Here is a 15665-nt window from a genome sequence, read left to right as displayed (position 1 = left end):
TCCTTTTCAATCCCCTATTGCAATTAGTCCAGAGTTTTGTTACAATGCAATGTGTTGTACTTATATATTCGCAATTTATCCGGTTGCATCAAGGAGGTGAAAGGAATGCCAAATATTAAATCAGCTATCAAACGCGTAAAAACAAGTGAAAAACGTCGTGCTCAAAATGCTTCAGTTAAATCTGCACTTCGTACAGCTATCAAAACTTTCGAAGCTAAGGTAGAAGGCAACGAAGTTGAAGAAGCTAAAAAAGCGTTCTTGGTTGCAACCAAAAAGCTTGATAAAGCTGCAACAAAAGGTTTAATTCATAAAAATGCGGCATCTCGTCAAAAATCTCGCCTAGCGAAGAAATTAAACGAGCTTTCAGCATAATAATTATATGAAAATGAAAAAAGGGCTACTGTTGTCAAGCTCCTCATTAGAGGAACCTGACAACAGTCAGCCCTTTTTTAGTAAGGCTATTTTCGCAAAGTTTGTTGCTTAAGTAAATACTAAGATTTCACTACTTATTTAGTAAGTAGTGCTCTTTTCTTACTCAATTTATTGGGTGATATCTTCATCTAAGGAATCTTTCCAATTTTTTTAGGTTAAAAAGCAACATGTTTTTTTGTGCGACGAGTAACCGCAGGAGCAATGTTTTAGAAAAGAGCCTTTAGTAAAAATATTCTTTTGTAGTTTTTAGAAATACGGAATTATTCCCCACCTAATACCCTTATGATAAACAGTTCTAACGCAAGTTGTTTATCCATTTTACCTGTTTTGATTTTGTAGTCAGTTTCAGCTAGTTCATCAATAAATCGCAATAAATTTTTTTCATCAAACAAATTCGCTTGTTGGTTTGCTAATTTAACGACATAAGGATGCAGCTTTAAAGTACCTGCAATGTTTTGCTGAGAATAACCTCGACTTGAGAGTTCCTTGACTTGATATAAAATTCGAAACTGACGTGCCAGTAAAGATAGTATCTTTATTGGTTCTTCCTTCTGTTTTATTAAATCATAAAAAACTTGAAGAGCTGCTTGCTTTCTCCGATGGACGACATGATCTACTAAGGAAAAAACATCCTGCTCCGTTGTTTTCGAAACTAATTGTTGAACAGTTAATTCATCAATAACTCCACCTTCTCCAGCATATAGAGCAAGTTTTTCAATTTCCCCGGCAATCATAATTAAGCTATTCCCAAGTAGTTGAATGAGTTTCTCTTTACCGGGTTTGGTTATTTCAACATGATATTTTTTCACACGACTATCAAGCCACTTCTCCATCTCCTGTTCAGAAAATGGAACAGCTTCAAGGACTTCTGCTTCTTTTTTTAACAGTTTAACGATTTTTTTTCGTTCATCAAGTTTTTCATATGGAGCAACAATAATAAAAATTGTTTCGGGAATCGGATTTACCAAATAATTCTCAAAAGCCTTTAAATCATGCTCAACCTTTGATTGATCCTTTCCAGTTAAAAAATGTGGATCCTTAACGATTACGACTCGATGTGTTCCCATAAAAGGTATTGTTAAGGCTTCCTCAATAGCAACAGAAATTGGCGTTTCCTTTAACTCATATGTAGACAGGTTGAAATCATATTGATCTTCTGTTAGAACTTTAGTAAGGAGCTTCTGAATCGTTTCCTCAATTAAAAAGGTCTCTGTACCATAAAGCAAATACACAGGGGACAACTGGCCTTTTTTGATGTTTTTTTGCACTTGTAAAAAGCTCATTTTTCTGATACCCTTTCTTTTAATGTAAATGTTAGTTATTACAATTTTATACATAGAAATTAAGTTAGTACAAGTAAAATGTGAACATCTTAGTCCCTGAACTTACTCGTACGGACTTTTAGCTAGTTAAAATTTTCTCTTAACAAAACAAAAGAGGAATTAACCGAATTGTTAATCCCTCCATTTATGATAAACGTCAGCTAGAGGTGCCTAGGATACCTCCTGATGACGATAATCAATGATGTTTTTTCTCGTTTATTAGATATCATATCCTATGCGGTTTCATTCTATAGGTGACAACATTTCACAGTATTGCTAATTCCTAAAATGCAATAATTACAATAAAATGTTCGATATGAGGTTGCGTTAAACCGATCGCAACTACCTATAGATTGTTATAGCCTGATTGAAATTACTCACAACATATTATTTTAAAACGCTTCTTTCTAAAAGTAACAAAATTTACGAAAACAGCCTTTTAAAAAGACTGTCCAAAACTTTTTAGGTAGTTACCCACATAAACATATAGAAAATGTTACAAATGTAGATTTTTTATCATTTTTCGCTTATACTAAAAACTGTATTAGGAGGGATGTCCAATGAACCAATTTGAAAAGGAAGTCCAAAGCAACCGTAATGATGCAGTAGATTCTGCAGTAGGTTTCGTTGTATCATTCGGATTTTTTGCCACAGTATTTGCTGTTGCAGTAGTTATTGACTTATTTGTCTAATTTTTACAGGGTGAAGAGGCTGACTAAAGGATCGTAACCTTACGACCTTCAAAGTCAGCCTCTTCTCTTTATTAAGGTACTTCAATGACAGTTTCAAAACTCCCTCCGCCGTTTCCTTTAAATACATAGCGGATTGCCCCATGTTGATCGGTTCTAAAAATCATCATTCTCTGATTTTCGAGTCTGGCAAGTGTTTCTGGATGGGGGTGACCATACAGATTATTTTTCCCCACTGATATCAATGCAACACTTGGCTTAGTCCTGTCTAACAATTCACTCGTCGTTGAGGTATTACTCCCGTGATGCCCTACTTTTAAAACATCAACACTGAAATTAGGATATATTTTTATTAATTGCTTCTCTCCGTCCCTTTCCAAATCCCCTGTAAATAGCCACTTTAAGCCTCCTAGCGTTGCATATATGACAATCGATTGATCATTTAGTTTTTGTTCATAGCCATATGGCGCCATAATTAGAAATTCACTATTTCCATTACTCCAATAATCCCCTTGTTTTACATATACGACCTCAGTACCAAGGGTAACAAAGCTGTTCAACAAATCCTTTACAATTTCCCCTTCTAATGGAACTGCACCATATAAAAGTGTTTCAACAGCAACCTTACCTACTATAGCTTCTGCCCCTCCGATATGATCATAATGTCCATGGGTTAAAATTAATTTATTTATCTTTCTTACACCCTTGGCCTGTAAAAACGGAAGCAGTACATCATTCCCAATGTTAAATACACGTTCTTTCGGTACTAACTCTTGATTAAAATCTACGATACCTCCCGTATCAATTAAGTACACGGCCTTTCTTTTTGGAAGTTCAATGTAGATACTATCCCCTTGTCCAACGTCAATCATGGTAACTTCACCTTCACTAGTTAAATAGGGAAGATTCCAATGGACCAAAGCGACAATAAAAAATACAATACTAGCTTTTAAAATTGTAAGTATAGAATTTGATTTTTCCCAAATGTAAAAAAGATAACCAATGGCTACATAATAGCAAACTACTAACCAGATTGGTGGTTTCCCAAAAAGTAACGTGGAAAGCGGTAACTTCATTCCTACTTGTAAACCATTATGGGCAATTTCTATCACAAAGTCATACAATACAAAGAAGAATTCACCAACTGGTGGAATAATTATGTAGCTAATAAATACGATAAACGAAAAAGGTAAGGCAAAAAAAGTAATAAACGGGATATAAATGAGGTTCAGTGGGATACTCCATAACGATACTTCATAAAAGTGGTAAATGATTAATGGGAAAGAAATTAATTGAGCTTGAATTGTAACAACGGATAGTTGTATTAGCCAGTTTGAATAGCGCGTTAGGATTAGACTTGCCGAGATAATGAGTTGGTAAGAAACGAGGAATGACAACTGAAAGCCTATATGAACTATGTAATTAGGATTTATTAACAGCAAAACAATACAAACGACACTAATTCCATCTAAAGGATTTATTTTTAGGCGGGCTTTATTTGAGAGAAGGATTACTACTAACATTGCAGAAGCTCTTATAACTGAAGGGGCTCCACCAGCTAAAATAACATAAATCGGAAGAATAACTAGTAGAAAGTCTACTGTTCTTTCTTTTGTCATACCAAGGCGGATTAAAATGAAATATAAACTAGAAGTCACAAGTCCGACATGAAGTCCAGAAACAGCTAGTAAATGGATAATTCCTAATGTCTGATATGATTTTAAAGTATCACTATCCATTAACCCTCTATCACCAAAAATTAATGCAGTGACAATCCCTTTACTTTCATCAGGAAAGTGGTCTTTTATCATTTGTACCCCAGTTTGTCTAGATCTTTGAATGATACTAAATGGAGATATCCCATTATCTGTACAATTTTTTAGTGATAAACTGACTGGGCTAAATTGGTAAAAAATATTCCTAGACGCTAAATAGCTCTTGTAATCAAAACTATAAAAGTTCTTTGGCATTGGCGGATCTTTAAAATTCCCTTGTAATGAACAATTCAGTCCGTACTTAAGTGTTTTTAAGTTATTTAATTCATCAATAGTTTTTGCAAAATAATTAACTTCTACCCTTTGTTTGTCTATTGTTTTTAGTTCAAATGAAATCTTAGTTCCATTATATTTAGGTATTGAGATTATTTGTCCTATGATCACATTTTGAGAAGGCACTGGTGGTGGTGGGGTAAAATAATAGGGGTTCACATAAAAATAAACAAAAAGTGTGATCGAAACAAAAATAAGTGGATACTTGTATTTGTTTTTATACAAAAGGTAGATTAGGGCTAACAATAAGCAAATGGAGACGCTATGTAAGCCCTGAATCCGAAAAATAATACTAGAAATCGTGGCCAGAGTTAAAATGTAAATCTTACCAGACAACTTTGTCAAACCTCCAAATCAAGAGATTATATTTTCTCAACCAGGTAAAAATAACTTATTAGCCTGATCTTTTAAACTCTTTAGCTCTTCCTCACTGATACCTGCCTCTTCAAGTTTCGTCAGTAATTCCGCTGTAAAAGCTAATTTTTCAGTGGTTTTCATATCTAAAATCATTTCCTCTAACTCTACATTTTCCACATGCACACCTGCACTTTTAAACAACTCAATAGCATATGGGTGATTTTTGTAATCTTTCGCATAGAAAACAGCTTTTATGCCGCTTTGTATAATTGCTTTAGCACAATTTAAACAGGGAAAATGAGTGACATAAATTTCAGCACCTGCAGTTGGGACTCCGAATTTAGCACATTGTAACAATGCATTTATCTCCGCGTGAATCGTTCTAATACAATGATTATTCTCTACATAGCAATTATCATCTGTACAATGGTCTCCCCCAGAAATTGAGCCATTATAACCGCCAGCAATAATTCGCTTATCTCTTACAATCGTTGCTCCTACCATTAATCGTGTACAAGTACTTCTTAGTGCAAGCAAATGACTTTGAGCCATAAAATATTGATCCCATGATATCCGTGACAAGGTTTGTCCCTCCTTCTTGCGTTTCTCTCTATAGTTTAGACAAAATATGACACGTCCGTCAATGTTTGAATGTAGAATGTTGAGTGTTGAGTGTTGAGTGTTGAAACATTGTGAAATTTTCACAATGTTTCAACACTCGTAATTCGTAATTCGTAATTATTAGCTCTGGCTTACTTCAAGTGCTTGTTGTAGGTCTGCAATTATATCGTTACTGTTTTCAATGCCGATTGATAGGCGAATTAGCTCAGGTGTGACCCCCGCAGATCGTTGCTCTTCTGGTGAGAGCTGCTGATGTGTTGTACTTGCTGGATGAATGACTAGGGACTTAGCATCACCAACGTTAGCTACATGTGAAAATAATTGTAGCGCATTAATAAACCTTTTCCCTTCTTCAACACCACCCTTAATTCCAAAGGTAAGAATTGCCCCCTTCCCATTTGGAAGGTATTTTCTTGCTAACAGATGGCTTGGATGGCTCTCTAAGCCCGGGTAGCTAACCCATTCTACTAAAGAGTTTTCATTTAAGTAATTCGCCACCTTTAATGCATTTTCACAATGGCGTTCCATTCGTAAGTGTAAAGTTTCTAAACCTTGTAATAATAAGAAGGAATTTAAAGGAGCTATTGCCGGCCCTATATCTCTTAATAGTTGTACTCGAGCTTTAATAATATAAGCTAAATTCCCAACTGCTTCTGTATAAACTATTCCATGATAACTTGGATCTGGTTTTGAAAGACCTGGAAATTTACCATTCGCCCAATCAAAATTTCCTCCATCAACAATAATTCCTCCGATTGAGGTACCATGACCGCCAATAAACTTCGTCGCAGAATGGATGACAATATCGGCTCCGTGTTCAATTGGCCGACATAAAGCAGGAGTAGAAAATGTTGCATCGACAACAAGTGGAATTCCATTTTCATGAGCAATAGTTGAAACAGCTTCTAGATCAAGGACATCCCCTTTAGGATTCCCGATAATTTCACCATAAAGAAGCTTTGTTTTATCAGTTATAGCAAGACGATAGTTTTCTGGGTCAGTTCCATCCACAAAGTTGACTTTAATCCCTAACTTTCTGAATGTATGCGCAAAAAGGTTATATGTTCCTCCATAAAGTGAACTTGAAGCAACAACTTCATCTCCACTCTCACAAATATTGAGGATCGCTAGCGTTATTGCAGATTGGCCACTAGCAGTTGCCAACGCTGCTATTCCACCTTCAAGTTCAGCAACCCTTTTTTCAAAAACATCTTGAGTCGGATTCATAATTCTTGTGTAGATGTTCCCTGGCTCTGCTAGAGCAAAAAGATTTGCCGCATGTTCAGTATCTTTAAAAACATAAGAGGTAGTTTGATATATTGGGACTGCCCTTGATAACGTATTACTATCAGCTTCCTGTCCCCCATGTACAGCAATTGTTTCTAAACTCCATTTTCTTTCGGTCATTTTTTGTTTTCCTCCTCTAATTGAGTGAATTTCATAATTACCTTAATCGAGCTATATCAAATCTATTTGTAGTTACGAATGGTTCTACGCAACTACATTTAGAACTAGTAGCGACAATAGTGAATTATGAAATTCATTAAAATAAATTCCCAAAATAAAAAACTCTTCCTCAGGTTGAGAGAAGAGTTAATATCTGCTTCTTTCTCTCATTTTTCAGAACTACAAAGCTCTGTTGGATTTAGCACCTTGTGTTTTCACACTGGTTGCCGGGTTTCATAGGGCCAGTCCCTCCACCTCTCTCAATAAGAGTTTTCATTTAATTTTGCCATTGTGGTGATTATACCGGCTAATAGTAAGAATTGTCAATAAATTTAAAGGTAAATGTTTTATTACTTTACCTCGATGAATTCTGTCATCTTTTCAACAGTTTTTTGACCTATTCCTGATACATTCGTTAATTCTCCAATGCTGTTAAATTTCCCATTTTCTTCTCGATATTTAATAATTGCGGCTGCCTTTGCAGGACCGATCCCTGGGATCTTTTGTAGCTCATCATTTGAGGCAACGTTTACATTGATTTTTTCACTAGATTTATTGGAGATTAATGGTACTAAGTCTTGTATTTCTTCCTCACCAGTTATTGGAACAAAAATTACCATTTCGTCCTCTAGCAATAAAGCCAAATTTATGACATTTTTATTTGCCTCTTGGAGAAATCCATTTGCTTTTTCAATGGCATGGACCACCCGATCTCCAAGTTTCATCTCATAGACTCCAGGTTTTTCTACGGCTCCTTTCACGTCAACGATGATGGGCTGAGCTATTGGGACAGTTTCTGTTTCGATGTCTACAGTTTCTTGGTACATAGCTAATTGAAATTGCTCTTGAGTATCTATGCTGTTGTCAAAATTTCTAATAAAGCTTACACTAAGTAGCAAGGCAATTGTACAGACCGCAATTAAAAAAATACGGTTGCGTTTAATTTTGATCATTTTAATACCCCCTAAATGAATGGTAAAAAGGAGAATCTTTACATGAGTGTACATTTACAAATGAAGGCCCACGTAAATAAATTTATTGCTGGAGAAAAAAGATACCGAGAACTGGATTTGTTACGGGAAGAAAAAATTGAGGCTGTAATACAAGCGGCGAAGAAAAATCAGGAATTTTCTTTAACAGAAATAAATGCTATTACTGAAGAGATGAACAACCTAAGTAGAAAATTCCGTTTTCCAATGAGGAAACTTGTCAAAAAAGAAATGGTAGTAGAATTTATTAATCGAAAAAACTAAACTTTTCTGCTCAGCAATGATTTATTTGCTGGGCTTTTTTGTATTTTCGCAAAGTCGCTGATTTGTGGCATAATCACTCTTTGAGGCACATAGACTTAAGGGAAGAAAGTTCGACAAGGAGGGGGTTGAACACATGAAAATCGGGATTATCGGAACAGGTAGTATGGGGAGCATTTTACTTGAAGCGTTCGTTGAATCAACTGCAGTAACCCCATCTCAACTTATCATCACAAACAAAACAATTGAAAAAGCATATGCTTTTACTGAAAGATTTCCAGATTTAAAAGTAGTTGAGTCCGCTAAAGATGTTGCTTGCGAGGCTGACATAATGTTTATATGTGTAAAACCTTTACAATTTCATTCATTACTTAAGGAGATAAATCCTGTATTGAAAGAGCATCAAATGATTATTTCAATAACTAGTCCGATAACTATTGATCAATTAGAGTCAATTGTTTGTTGTAAAACAGCCCGCATTATCCCAAGCATTACGAATAGTGCTTTAGCAGGGACTTCACTAGTAACTCTAGGAACTACATGTACTGCTGGCGATGCTGAAACTCTACACAGTCTACTGACACATATTTCCACACCCGTAATTATTGATGAAAAGATTACACGTGTAGCTTCTGATATCGCTAGTTGCGGACCAGCCTTCTTTAGTTATTTGGTACAGTGTTTTATCGAGTCCGCGGTACGCAAGACTGAAATTACACAAGATGATGCAACAAAGTTAGCAAGTGAAATGGTGATAGGATTTGGAAAATTACTTGAAAAAGAAATTTACACATTACCGACCTTACAAGAGCGGGTTTCAGTTCCAGGTGGTGTCACGGGTGAGGGCTTAAAAGTTCTAAAAGAAGAAATTGGGGATATGTTTGACCTCGTATTTGAAAAAACACATGCAAAATACTATGAAGACATAGAAAAAATAAAAAAACAATTCCAATAAACATATTATAAAAAAAATAACAATATGTGAAAAGAGTCAATTTCCACAAAATTAGGAAATTGACTCTTTTTTACTAGATCATGAAAATACTAAGCTTTTTTAGCAACAAAAAACCAACGTTCTGCTTTCTCATTGAGCTCGTTTAAAGAAAAATCACCAGTAATTGACACTAAATTAAATCCAGCGTTATGCAATGCTTGCTCATACATATTAATCGGGTATGTCCGTTGCTGATGAAATTCATCAAAACGCTCATAAAATCCCTGCTCATTTAAGACAAAAAAGGATAAATCATGCTCAACACTATAGGCAGGTTCACCAGCAAAACATTCCCAAATATAGGCGATCTCTTCACCATTATGTGCAAACGTATGGCCAGTAAACACTTCTTCAACTTTATAAATGGAATGAACATCAAATATAAATAATCCATTGTCCTCTAGATGGTCCGCAATTCTTTGAAAGGTTGTCAAAATTTCTTGTTCATTTTTCAGGTAGTTTAACGAATCACATAGAGAGACTACCGTATTAAATGTACCTAAGCCTTCTAATTCTCGCATATCCTGTTGATAAAATTGCACCGTTGTTCCTTCAACTTTGCTTTTTTCGTTAGCTATAAATAGCATTTCTTCTGATAAGTCCACTGCCGTTAGTTTAAATCCATGCTTACTTAATGGTATTGCAATATTTCCAGTTCCACAGCCAAGGTCGAGAATTTCTCCTTGATTTAAGTGATTCATTTCCAATATTTTTAAAACGAAAGACACCCACTGGTCATAAGGGGCGTCTTTCATTAACTCATCATACAAATAAGCAAACTTTCCGTAATTCATCCAATTTACTCCTTTTTATACGTCCAACCATCTTTTTGATAAATCTTACCTTCCTTTAGAAGTTTTCCGATGGCTCGTTTAAATGCCCCTTTGCTCATGTCGAACTTTTGCTTGATAATCATCGGATCTGAATTATCCGTGTAAGGCATACCACCCTCACGTTTCAATAAAAAATCATAGATTTTATCAGCATCATCATGTCTTCGTTCATGCGCTTTAGGTTGCATTGATATATTAATTTTCCCGTCATCTCTAACAAAGGTTACTCTTGCAGTTATCACTTTTCCAAGGTGCAAATCATCGGTTGTTTCATTAAAATGAAGAAAGGCAACATACCCCTGATCCGTCATTACGAAAACGCCTTTTTCCGCAAATGAATAAATCGTTCCTGTTATTTCCTCGTTTAAGATTGTCTTTGGGGCAAGTTCTGCCGCTTCCTCTATTGGCGTTCCACGAAGTAATCTCCCCATTAATCTTCCTTTTTTATCATAAATTAATGATACAGGAATTTTGTCGCCAACTTTTGGCCATAACGCACGGTCAGGACCTAGATCATCCATAGACAAGAATAGATCACGATCAATACCATTATATAAGAAAACACCATCTCTTTCATTTACAGATACAACTTTAAGCCAATCAAATTTCCCAAGTGAAATAATAGGCTTTTCCATTGTAGCGGCAAGACGTCCTTGATGGTCGTGAAATAAGAAGACTTCAACAGTGTCACCAACTTCGATTGGATCCGTGACTTGTCGTTTATGCAATAAAACATCTTCACTGTCTACTTTTTCAGATGTTAAAAAATAACCAAAATCAGCTTTGCGTGCCACCTTTAACTTAACAATTATTCCAGGCTTAAATTCCATTACCCAAGAACCCCTTCTACATCAAGTGTAGGCGCATCTCCCCAAAGCTTTTCTAAATTATAATAAACCCTCTCGTCCTTATGGAACACATGAACGACAACATCATCAAGATCGATTAGGACCCAGCGAGCTTGATCAAAACCCTCTAATCTTTTCAACTCTATCTCATTCTCTTGTGCAGTTTTCTTTATTTCAGTTGCAATTGCTTGGACTTGCTTTTCTGAGTTACCGTGGCAAATCAGGAAATAATCAGAGATCAGAGAAATCCCCTTCATATCTAAAACCATAATATTTTCTGCTCTTTTATCGTCTGCTGCTTTAACTGCTAATTCTAAAATTTTATTTTCATGCATGTACTAAAACTCCTCCTTTAAAATTAAGTGATTGTATGCTGCTAATGTATCTGGAAAAACTGGTTGTTTCTTTTTTATCAAAAACTGTATCGTGTTGGAGATCGAGGTCGTTAACGCTTCATTTAAATTATTTGCAGCTAGTAAACGAACTTCATCAACGCCAGAAAACGAACGATTTGGTTCAATATAATCTGCAATATAGATAATTTTCTCAAGTAAAGTCATATTAGGTCTTCCGGTCGTATGAAACCGAATTCCATCTAAAATATCTTCATCATTTATCCCAACTTCTTTTTTCACTAAGTATGCACCAACCGGAGCGTGCAGGAGCTCTTTACCGTACTTTAATAGTTTGTCACCCATGTTTTGCTCCCTAACAATTGACTTCATTTCTTCAATTGGTCTGTATTTTGCATAGTCGTGAAAAATAGCTGCTAACTCCACCTTTTTCATATCGGCGCCGTATTTTTCAGCTAACATTTCAGCTGTCTCTAAAACACCAAGTGTGTGAATATATCGCTTTTCTGGAAGTTGACCTTTAATAATTTCTAAAGCCTTTTCTCTCTCCATAAAGATCCCTCTCCTTAATATAGTCAAATACTGCCTCAGGAAGAAGGTACCGAACAGATCTGTTATTCAGTAAGCGTTCCCTAATTTCGCTTGACGAGATTTCTAATTGGGGCGCATCTACCAACACTACCTTTTCGTTATAATCTGATTTAACTGAGTATCCTGGTCGTTGCATACCGATAAAAGTAACCAAAGCTAGCAATTCATCAATACTCTTCCATTTCGGTAAATAATTTACCATATCCCCACCAATTATAAAACTAAAGTGATAACCTGGATACCTAACTCTCAGTTTTTTTATTGTATCAATCGTATAAGATGGACCCGTTCTCTCAAATTCGATTAATGAAAGGGCAAAAAATGGATTACTACCAATAGCTCTACGTACCATTTCAATTCTATCTTCATCGCTACACAAGTTGCTACTTGTTTTATGTGGGGGTAATCTTGTAGGCAAAAACCAAACTTCGTCTAGTGAGCAAGCCTCCCTAGCCTGTTCGGCAATTAACAGATGCCCAAGATGAGGAGGATCAAATGTACCGCCTAATAATCCAATTTTCTTCATAATCCTCCTCCTACCTTTAATATTTTCACCAATTACCTTTTCTATGGTAATTGGAGAGTTTTGTTTTCCCTGGATTCTTTATATAGGACTATCGTATTCCCAATCACCTGTACTAACTCAGCTCTTGCCCCTTTTGATAATTCTGAAGCAACTTCATCTTTATCCATTTCACAATTTTGTAGTACACTTACCTTGATTAGTTCGCGCGCCTCTAAAGCTTCTGAAATTTGCTTAATCATATTCTCATTAACACAACCTTTTCCAACCTGAAATATTGGGTTTAAATGGTGTGCTTGTGATCGTAAAAAACGTTTTTGCTTTCCTGTTAACATGAAAATCCTCCTAATTGTTGCAATACTATTTTCCTCATCCTAGCGGTGTCCGGTTGTTGACCTGTCCACTTTAAAAATGCTAAAGCACCTTGTTCAACAAACATCCCCACACCATTATGAGTAGTAATTGCTCTTTCTTCACCAATTTTTAATAACTTTGTTTGTAGTGGGTTATAAATTAAATCGCTAAGTATTGCTGTTGACTTGATATTGTCAATTGATATTGGAACCGCATCTATTTGAGGACTCATTCCTATGGATGTGGTATTAATCACAATATCATACATGGCTAAATTCTTTTCTGCATCTTGTAAGGAAAGGATATTAAGATTCGCCTTTTTATAGGTAAGGTAATTATCCTTAATTTCTATTGCCTTTTCTAATGTGCGATTGGTAATTGTTAATAGGGAAACACCTTGATTTGCTAAGGCTGTTACAATTCCCCTAGAAGCACCACCTGCACCTATTACTAGTACATTCGAATCTGCTAGTGGTTTTTTTAGCATTGGAATTAATGAGGTTAGATAACCTCTTCCATCAGTATTATAACCAATTAGACGACCTTCAATATTAACTACAGTATTTACAGCCCCAACCATCATCGCTTCTTCGTCAATTTCGTCAAGTAAATTCATAATTGAAACTTTATGAGGAATCGTTACGTTAAAACCAGAAATATTAAAAAGCTTAAAAGCTTCAACTGCTTCATTTAATTTTCCCTCTGGTACATCAAAAGCGTGATAAAATCCGTTCATGCCAAGCTGTTTAAACGCATCATTGTGCATAAGAGGGGACATTGAATGCCCAACAGGATGTCCTAGTAAACCATACAGTTTATTCATAGCAATATTCCCCCTTTTATAGCAGTTTTGAGTTATGAGTTTTGAATTTTGAGTTGTATTTAAAGTATTGCTTCGAAGCCTCTGCCCAATTAACTCAACACTCTTAACTGAAAACTAAATTAATGCTTTTCTAATTGAAACGACTACTCCTTTTGGTACATAGGCAGCTACTCTAGCTTTTTCTTCAACTGTCACCCAGCCGAGCCCAGAAAAGACGATGTCAGTCTTCTCATCACCAATTGTAAATTCATGTCTTACTAATGGTGGAAAATTTTCTAGATCTTCTACTCCAGGTGGTTGCAGAAGTTCACCAAGATGGTTTTTATATAAATCATCTGCTTTTTCTAGTTTGGTTCGATGAATTTGAATCTCATTTGAAACGTAACAAATAAACGAATTACGTCCTCCTGTTATATAATCGAGGCGAGCTAGACCACCAAAAAATAATGTTTGTGCTTCATTTAATTGAAAAACTTTTGGTTTAATCTCTTTTTTCGGCGTTATCGTTTTCAATTCATTTTTTGTTACATAATGAGCCATCTGATGATGATTTATAATTCCTGGGGTGTCATATAAGGAACTCCCATCATCTAAAGGGATATCGATCATGTCTAGAGTTGTTCCTGGAAAATGTGAAGTTGTGATCAACTGCTCCTCATCACCGCCAAACTCATTTATTAATTTATTAATAAATGTGGACTTCCCTACATTTGTTGCTCCTACAACAAAAACATCTTTTTTATTTCTGTATTGCTCAATAGCATCAGCTAACTCTAAAATACCTATGCCCTTATCAGCACTAATTAAGAAGACATCTAAAGGTTTTAATCCCAACTGCTTCGAAGCTGACTTCATCCAGTTGATTACACGGTTATGATTTAAAGCCTTTGGTAATAGGTCTACTTTATTCCCAACTAGTAAAACGTTATTTTTCCCGACAAACCGGTGTAATCCAGGTAACCAACTTCCGTTAAAGTCAAAAATATCAACAATTTTTACAATTAGGGCATCACGTTTGCCTAGACCATTTAGGATTTTTAAAAAGTCATCATCAGTTAAAGAAATATCCTGAACTTCGTTGTAATGTTTTAATCTAAAGCATCTTTGGCAGATTAGGATGTCTTTCTCTAATGCTGACTTCGGTACAAAGCCTAACCCTGTACTATCTTCCGTTTGTACCTTGACACCACATCCGGAACAAATTAATTCATGTTCATTCAACAGTATTGCCTCCTATTTTTTTCTTCATTTTAATGATATTTATAGTATTCTCAATAATTGAAGTCAATATAAAAAAGTCATTTAACCCCAGTCTCTCAATAATTCCAAGTATTTCAGAATTTCCTACTATTCACCCATTATGGTAAATAACTATTATAATCCAATACTGTCCAATGTTTCAATCTTATTCTCTTAAAAAAATTATGGCGTATTTCGTAACAGTTTTTAAAATAGTACAAAAACTTTTCGACAAATTTTTCCACCAAACTACAGATGTGGATATGTTTATACACAAATCCACACTTAATTTCCAGGGTTTTCCTTCATTTACAAACAGGTTATTAACACCTTACCCACAGGTTTGTGTGGATAATTCGAACGGTTGTTCCATTTTCTAGGACATGTTAGAATTTACTTAATCACAACTTACTACTATATGAAACCAAGATTATATACATGACAAAAGAATTTCAATACTGGAGGTGAACTGCGGATAACGCAGGCTACAATGAAAAGCTTATCTGATGATCTTTTAGTTGAAACATATTATAAAGCACTTGAATTAAAGCTAAGTACAGATTTTATTATGTTAATCAAGGAAGAAATCGAACGAAGATCCTTGCTAGACAAAATCAAAAAACTTCCTAATTCGTTCAGTTCAAACATAGATAAAGACAGAGAAAAGGTGAGCATAAAGCTCACCTTTTTATTTTTATATATTCTCTTGGACGAAATCTTTCGGTTCTTTGTTCTTCATCTACCATAAGGCCTTGGAATTGTTCACTTTGTTCATCTATATAATATCTTTGCTCATTCAATTCGTTTGCCCACCAAGCAACTACAAATAGGATACTAAATATTCCTAAAGCGACTATTGCTTTTTTCATCATCGCTACTCACCCTTTATTTCCATTTGTTATAAGGATGATGATATTTCAGGAAATATATACATACGATTTT

At 35.3% G+C, this 15665-nt stretch carries 18 protein-coding genes, 1 pseudogene and 1 riboswitch; of the genes and pseudogenes, 5 read left to right on the top strand and 14 right to left on the bottom strand.

The genetic code is table 11. From position 1 onward, the window contains the following. Positions 1 to 105: 105 nt before the first annotated feature. The gene (rpsT, locus tag H1D32_RS19650) at positions 106 to 372 is read left to right on the top strand and encodes a 30S ribosomal protein S20 (RefSeq protein WP_261179914.1); all 267 of its coding nucleotides are present in this window, start codon (positions 106 to 108) and stop codon (positions 370 to 372) included. 320 nt (positions 373 to 692) lie between these two features. On the opposite strand, the gene holA is transcribed toward rpsT, so the two are convergent. Then, positions 693 to 1715 (bottom strand): DNA polymerase III subunit delta, encoded by a 1023-nt coding sequence (gene holA / locus H1D32_RS19645; RefSeq protein WP_261179913.1) that lies wholly within the window; start codon positions 1713 to 1715, stop codon positions 693 to 695. Between the two features lie 599 nt (positions 1716 to 2314). On the opposite strand from holA, the gene H1D32_RS19640 reads away from it, so the two are divergent. Beyond that, positions 2315 to 2446 carry a YqzM family protein gene (locus H1D32_RS19640; RefSeq protein WP_261179912.1) on the top strand — a complete coding sequence of 44 codons (132 nt, stop codon included), beginning with the start codon at positions 2315 to 2317 and terminating at the stop codon, positions 2444 to 2446. A 71-nt stretch (positions 2447 to 2517) separates the two neighbouring features. Here the strand turns inward: H1D32_RS19640 and H1D32_RS19635 are convergent, their stop codons facing one another. The 4 genes from H1D32_RS19635 to H1D32_RS19620 all read right to left on the bottom strand — a co-directional run bounded on the left by H1D32_RS19635 (position 2518) and on the right by H1D32_RS19620 (position 7868). Next, complete coding sequence (locus H1D32_RS19635) at positions 2518 to 4827, bottom strand: DNA internalization-related competence protein ComEC/Rec2 (protein ID WP_261179911.1); 2310 nt, start codon at positions 4825 to 4827, stop codon at positions 2518 to 2520. Positions 4828 to 4863: 36 nt separating this feature from the next. Next, positions 4864 to 5430 (bottom strand): ComE operon protein 2, encoded by a 567-nt coding sequence (locus H1D32_RS19630; RefSeq protein WP_261179910.1) that lies wholly within the window; start codon positions 5428 to 5430, stop codon positions 4864 to 4866. A 159-nt stretch (positions 5431 to 5589) separates the two neighbouring features. Further along, a complete protein-coding gene (locus H1D32_RS19625; protein WP_261179909.1) occupies positions 5590 to 6876 on the bottom strand; it encodes a homocysteine synthase in 1287 nt (428 codons plus the stop codon). Between the two features lie 203 nt (positions 6877 to 7079). After that, a riboswitch (SAM riboswitch) is annotated at positions 7080 to 7185 on the bottom strand. Between the two features lie 80 nt (positions 7186 to 7265). Beyond that, positions 7266 to 7868, bottom strand: coding sequence for a helix-hairpin-helix domain-containing protein (locus tag H1D32_RS19620; protein ID WP_261179908.1), 603 nt, complete (start codon positions 7866 to 7868; stop codon positions 7266 to 7268). A 42-nt stretch (positions 7869 to 7910) separates the two neighbouring features. Here H1D32_RS19620 and H1D32_RS19615 point away from each other — a divergent pair, with 42 nt between their 5' ends. Further along, the gene (locus H1D32_RS19615) at positions 7911 to 8168 is read left to right on the top strand and encodes a DUF2533 family protein (protein ID WP_261179907.1); all 258 of its coding nucleotides are present in this window, start codon (positions 7911 to 7913) and stop codon (positions 8166 to 8168) included. 133 nt (positions 8169 to 8301) lie between these two features. After that, a complete protein-coding gene (gene comER / locus H1D32_RS19610; protein WP_261179906.1) occupies positions 8302 to 9120 on the top strand; it encodes a late competence protein ComER in 819 nt (272 codons plus the stop codon). A gap of 89 nt (positions 9121 to 9209) precedes the next feature. On the opposite strand, the gene H1D32_RS19605 is transcribed toward comER, so the two are convergent. The 8 genes from H1D32_RS19605 to yqeH all read right to left on the bottom strand — a co-directional run bounded on the left by H1D32_RS19605 (position 9210) and on the right by yqeH (position 14705). Next, positions 9210 to 9953 carry a class I SAM-dependent DNA methyltransferase gene (locus tag H1D32_RS19605; protein ID WP_261179905.1) on the bottom strand — a complete coding sequence of 248 codons (744 nt, stop codon included), beginning with the start codon at positions 9951 to 9953 and terminating at the stop codon, positions 9210 to 9212. Positions 9954 to 9958: 5 nt separating this feature from the next. After that, the gene (locus tag H1D32_RS19600) at positions 9959 to 10822 is read right to left on the bottom strand and encodes a CvfB family protein (RefSeq protein WP_261179904.1); all 864 of its coding nucleotides are present in this window, start codon (positions 10820 to 10822) and stop codon (positions 9959 to 9961) included. Further along, entirely contained in the window at positions 10822 to 11175 is a 354-nt protein-coding gene (gene rsfS / locus H1D32_RS19595; protein ID WP_261179903.1) for a ribosome silencing factor, read from the bottom strand. Before rsfS ends, H1D32_RS19600 begins: the two co-directional genes overlap by 1 nt. A gap of 3 nt (positions 11176 to 11178) precedes the next feature. After that, a complete protein-coding gene (yqeK, locus tag H1D32_RS19590; RefSeq protein ID WP_261179902.1) occupies positions 11179 to 11745 on the bottom strand; it encodes a bis(5'-nucleosyl)-tetraphosphatase (symmetrical) YqeK in 567 nt (188 codons plus the stop codon). Next, positions 11714 to 12310: a nicotinate-nucleotide adenylyltransferase gene (locus H1D32_RS19585; protein WP_261179901.1), complete on the bottom strand. Its 597-nt coding sequence runs from the start codon at positions 12308 to 12310 to the stop codon at positions 11714 to 11716. Before H1D32_RS19585 ends, yqeK begins: the two co-directional genes overlap by 32 nt. Positions 12311 to 12351: 41 nt before the next feature. Next, the gene (gene yhbY, locus H1D32_RS19580; protein WP_261179900.1) at positions 12352 to 12642 is read right to left on the bottom strand and encodes a ribosome assembly RNA-binding protein YhbY; all 291 of its coding nucleotides are present in this window, start codon (positions 12640 to 12642) and stop codon (positions 12352 to 12354) included. Then, positions 12636 to 13484 (bottom strand): shikimate dehydrogenase, encoded by an 849-nt coding sequence (gene aroE / locus H1D32_RS19575; protein ID WP_261179899.1) that lies wholly within the window; start codon positions 13482 to 13484, stop codon positions 12636 to 12638. The genes yhbY and aroE overlap by 7 nt, the downstream gene beginning before the upstream one ends. Before the next feature lie 114 nt (positions 13485 to 13598). After that, positions 13599 to 14705 (bottom strand): ribosome biogenesis GTPase YqeH, encoded by a 1107-nt coding sequence (gene yqeH, locus H1D32_RS19570; protein WP_261179898.1) that lies wholly within the window; start codon positions 14703 to 14705, stop codon positions 13599 to 13601. 508 nt (positions 14706 to 15213) lie between these two features. Between yqeH and H1D32_RS19565 the strand changes: the two are divergent. Next, positions 15214 to 15342 (top strand): annotated as a pseudogene (locus tag H1D32_RS19565) (sporulation histidine kinase inhibitor Sda); the annotation flags it as partial. Positions 15343 to 15403: 61 nt separating this feature from the next. Here H1D32_RS19565 and H1D32_RS19560 read toward each other — a convergent pair. Continuing rightward, entirely contained in the window at positions 15404 to 15595 is a 192-nt protein-coding gene (locus H1D32_RS19560; protein ID WP_261180019.1) for a hypothetical protein, read from the bottom strand. Between the last annotated feature and the right edge of the window lie 70 nt (positions 15596 to 15665).

The organism is Anaerobacillus sp. CMMVII, assembly GCF_025377685.1.
GTDB lineage: Bacteria > Bacillota > Bacilli > Bacillales > Anaerobacillaceae > Anaerobacillus.
This window is presented reverse-complemented; position numbering and strand designations above follow the sequence as displayed.

What these genes read in the sequence shown, in the direction of transcription:
- comER (WP_261179906.1), top strand. Translation starts at nt 8,302, where the DNA reads ATGAAAATCGGGATTATCGGAACAGGTAGTATGGGGAGCATTTTACTT.
- H1D32_RS19625 (WP_261179909.1), bottom strand. Translation starts at nt 6,876, where the DNA reads ATGACCGAAAGAAAATGGAGTTTAGAAACAATTGCTGTACATGGGGGA.
- H1D32_RS19615 (WP_261179907.1), top strand. Translation starts at nt 7,911, where the DNA reads ATGAGTGTACATTTACAAATGAAGGCCCACGTAAATAAATTTATTGCT.
- H1D32_RS19585 (WP_261179901.1), bottom strand. Translation starts at nt 12,310, where the DNA reads ATGAAGAAAATTGGATTATTAGGCGGTACATTTGATCCTCCTCATCTT.
- H1D32_RS19605 (WP_261179905.1), bottom strand. Translation starts at nt 9,953, where the DNA reads ATGAATTACGGAAAGTTTGCTTATTTGTATGATGAGTTAATGAAAGAC.
- H1D32_RS19560 (WP_261180019.1), bottom strand. Translation starts at nt 15,595, where the DNA reads ATGATGAAAAAAGCAATAGTCGCTTTAGGAATATTTAGTATCCTATTT.
- holA (WP_261179913.1), bottom strand. Translation starts at nt 1,715, where the DNA reads ATGAGCTTTTTACAAGTGCAAAAAAACATCAAAAAAGGCCAGTTGTCC.
- H1D32_RS19620 (WP_261179908.1), bottom strand. Translation starts at nt 7,868, where the DNA reads ATGATCAAAATTAAACGCAACCGTATTTTTTTAATTGCGGTCTGTACA.
- H1D32_RS19600 (WP_261179904.1), bottom strand. Translation starts at nt 10,822, where the DNA reads ATGGAATTTAAGCCTGGAATAATTGTTAAGTTAAAGGTGGCACGCAAA.
- rpsT (WP_261179914.1), top strand. Translation starts at nt 106, where the DNA reads ATGCCAAATATTAAATCAGCTATCAAACGCGTAAAAACAAGTGAAAAA.
- H1D32_RS19640 (WP_261179912.1), top strand. Translation starts at nt 2,315, where the DNA reads ATGAACCAATTTGAAAAGGAAGTCCAAAGCAACCGTAATGATGCAGTA.
- aroE (WP_261179899.1), bottom strand. Translation starts at nt 13,484, where the DNA reads ATGAATAAACTGTATGGTTTACTAGGACATCCTGTTGGGCATTCAATG.
- yhbY (WP_261179900.1), bottom strand. Translation starts at nt 12,642, where the DNA reads ATGTTAACAGGAAAGCAAAAACGTTTTTTACGATCACAAGCACACCAT.
- rsfS (WP_261179903.1), bottom strand. Translation starts at nt 11,175, where the DNA reads ATGCATGAAAATAAAATTTTAGAATTAGCAGTTAAAGCAGCAGACGAT.
- yqeK (WP_261179902.1), bottom strand. Translation starts at nt 11,745, where the DNA reads ATGGAGAGAGAAAAGGCTTTAGAAATTATTAAAGGTCAACTTCCAGAA.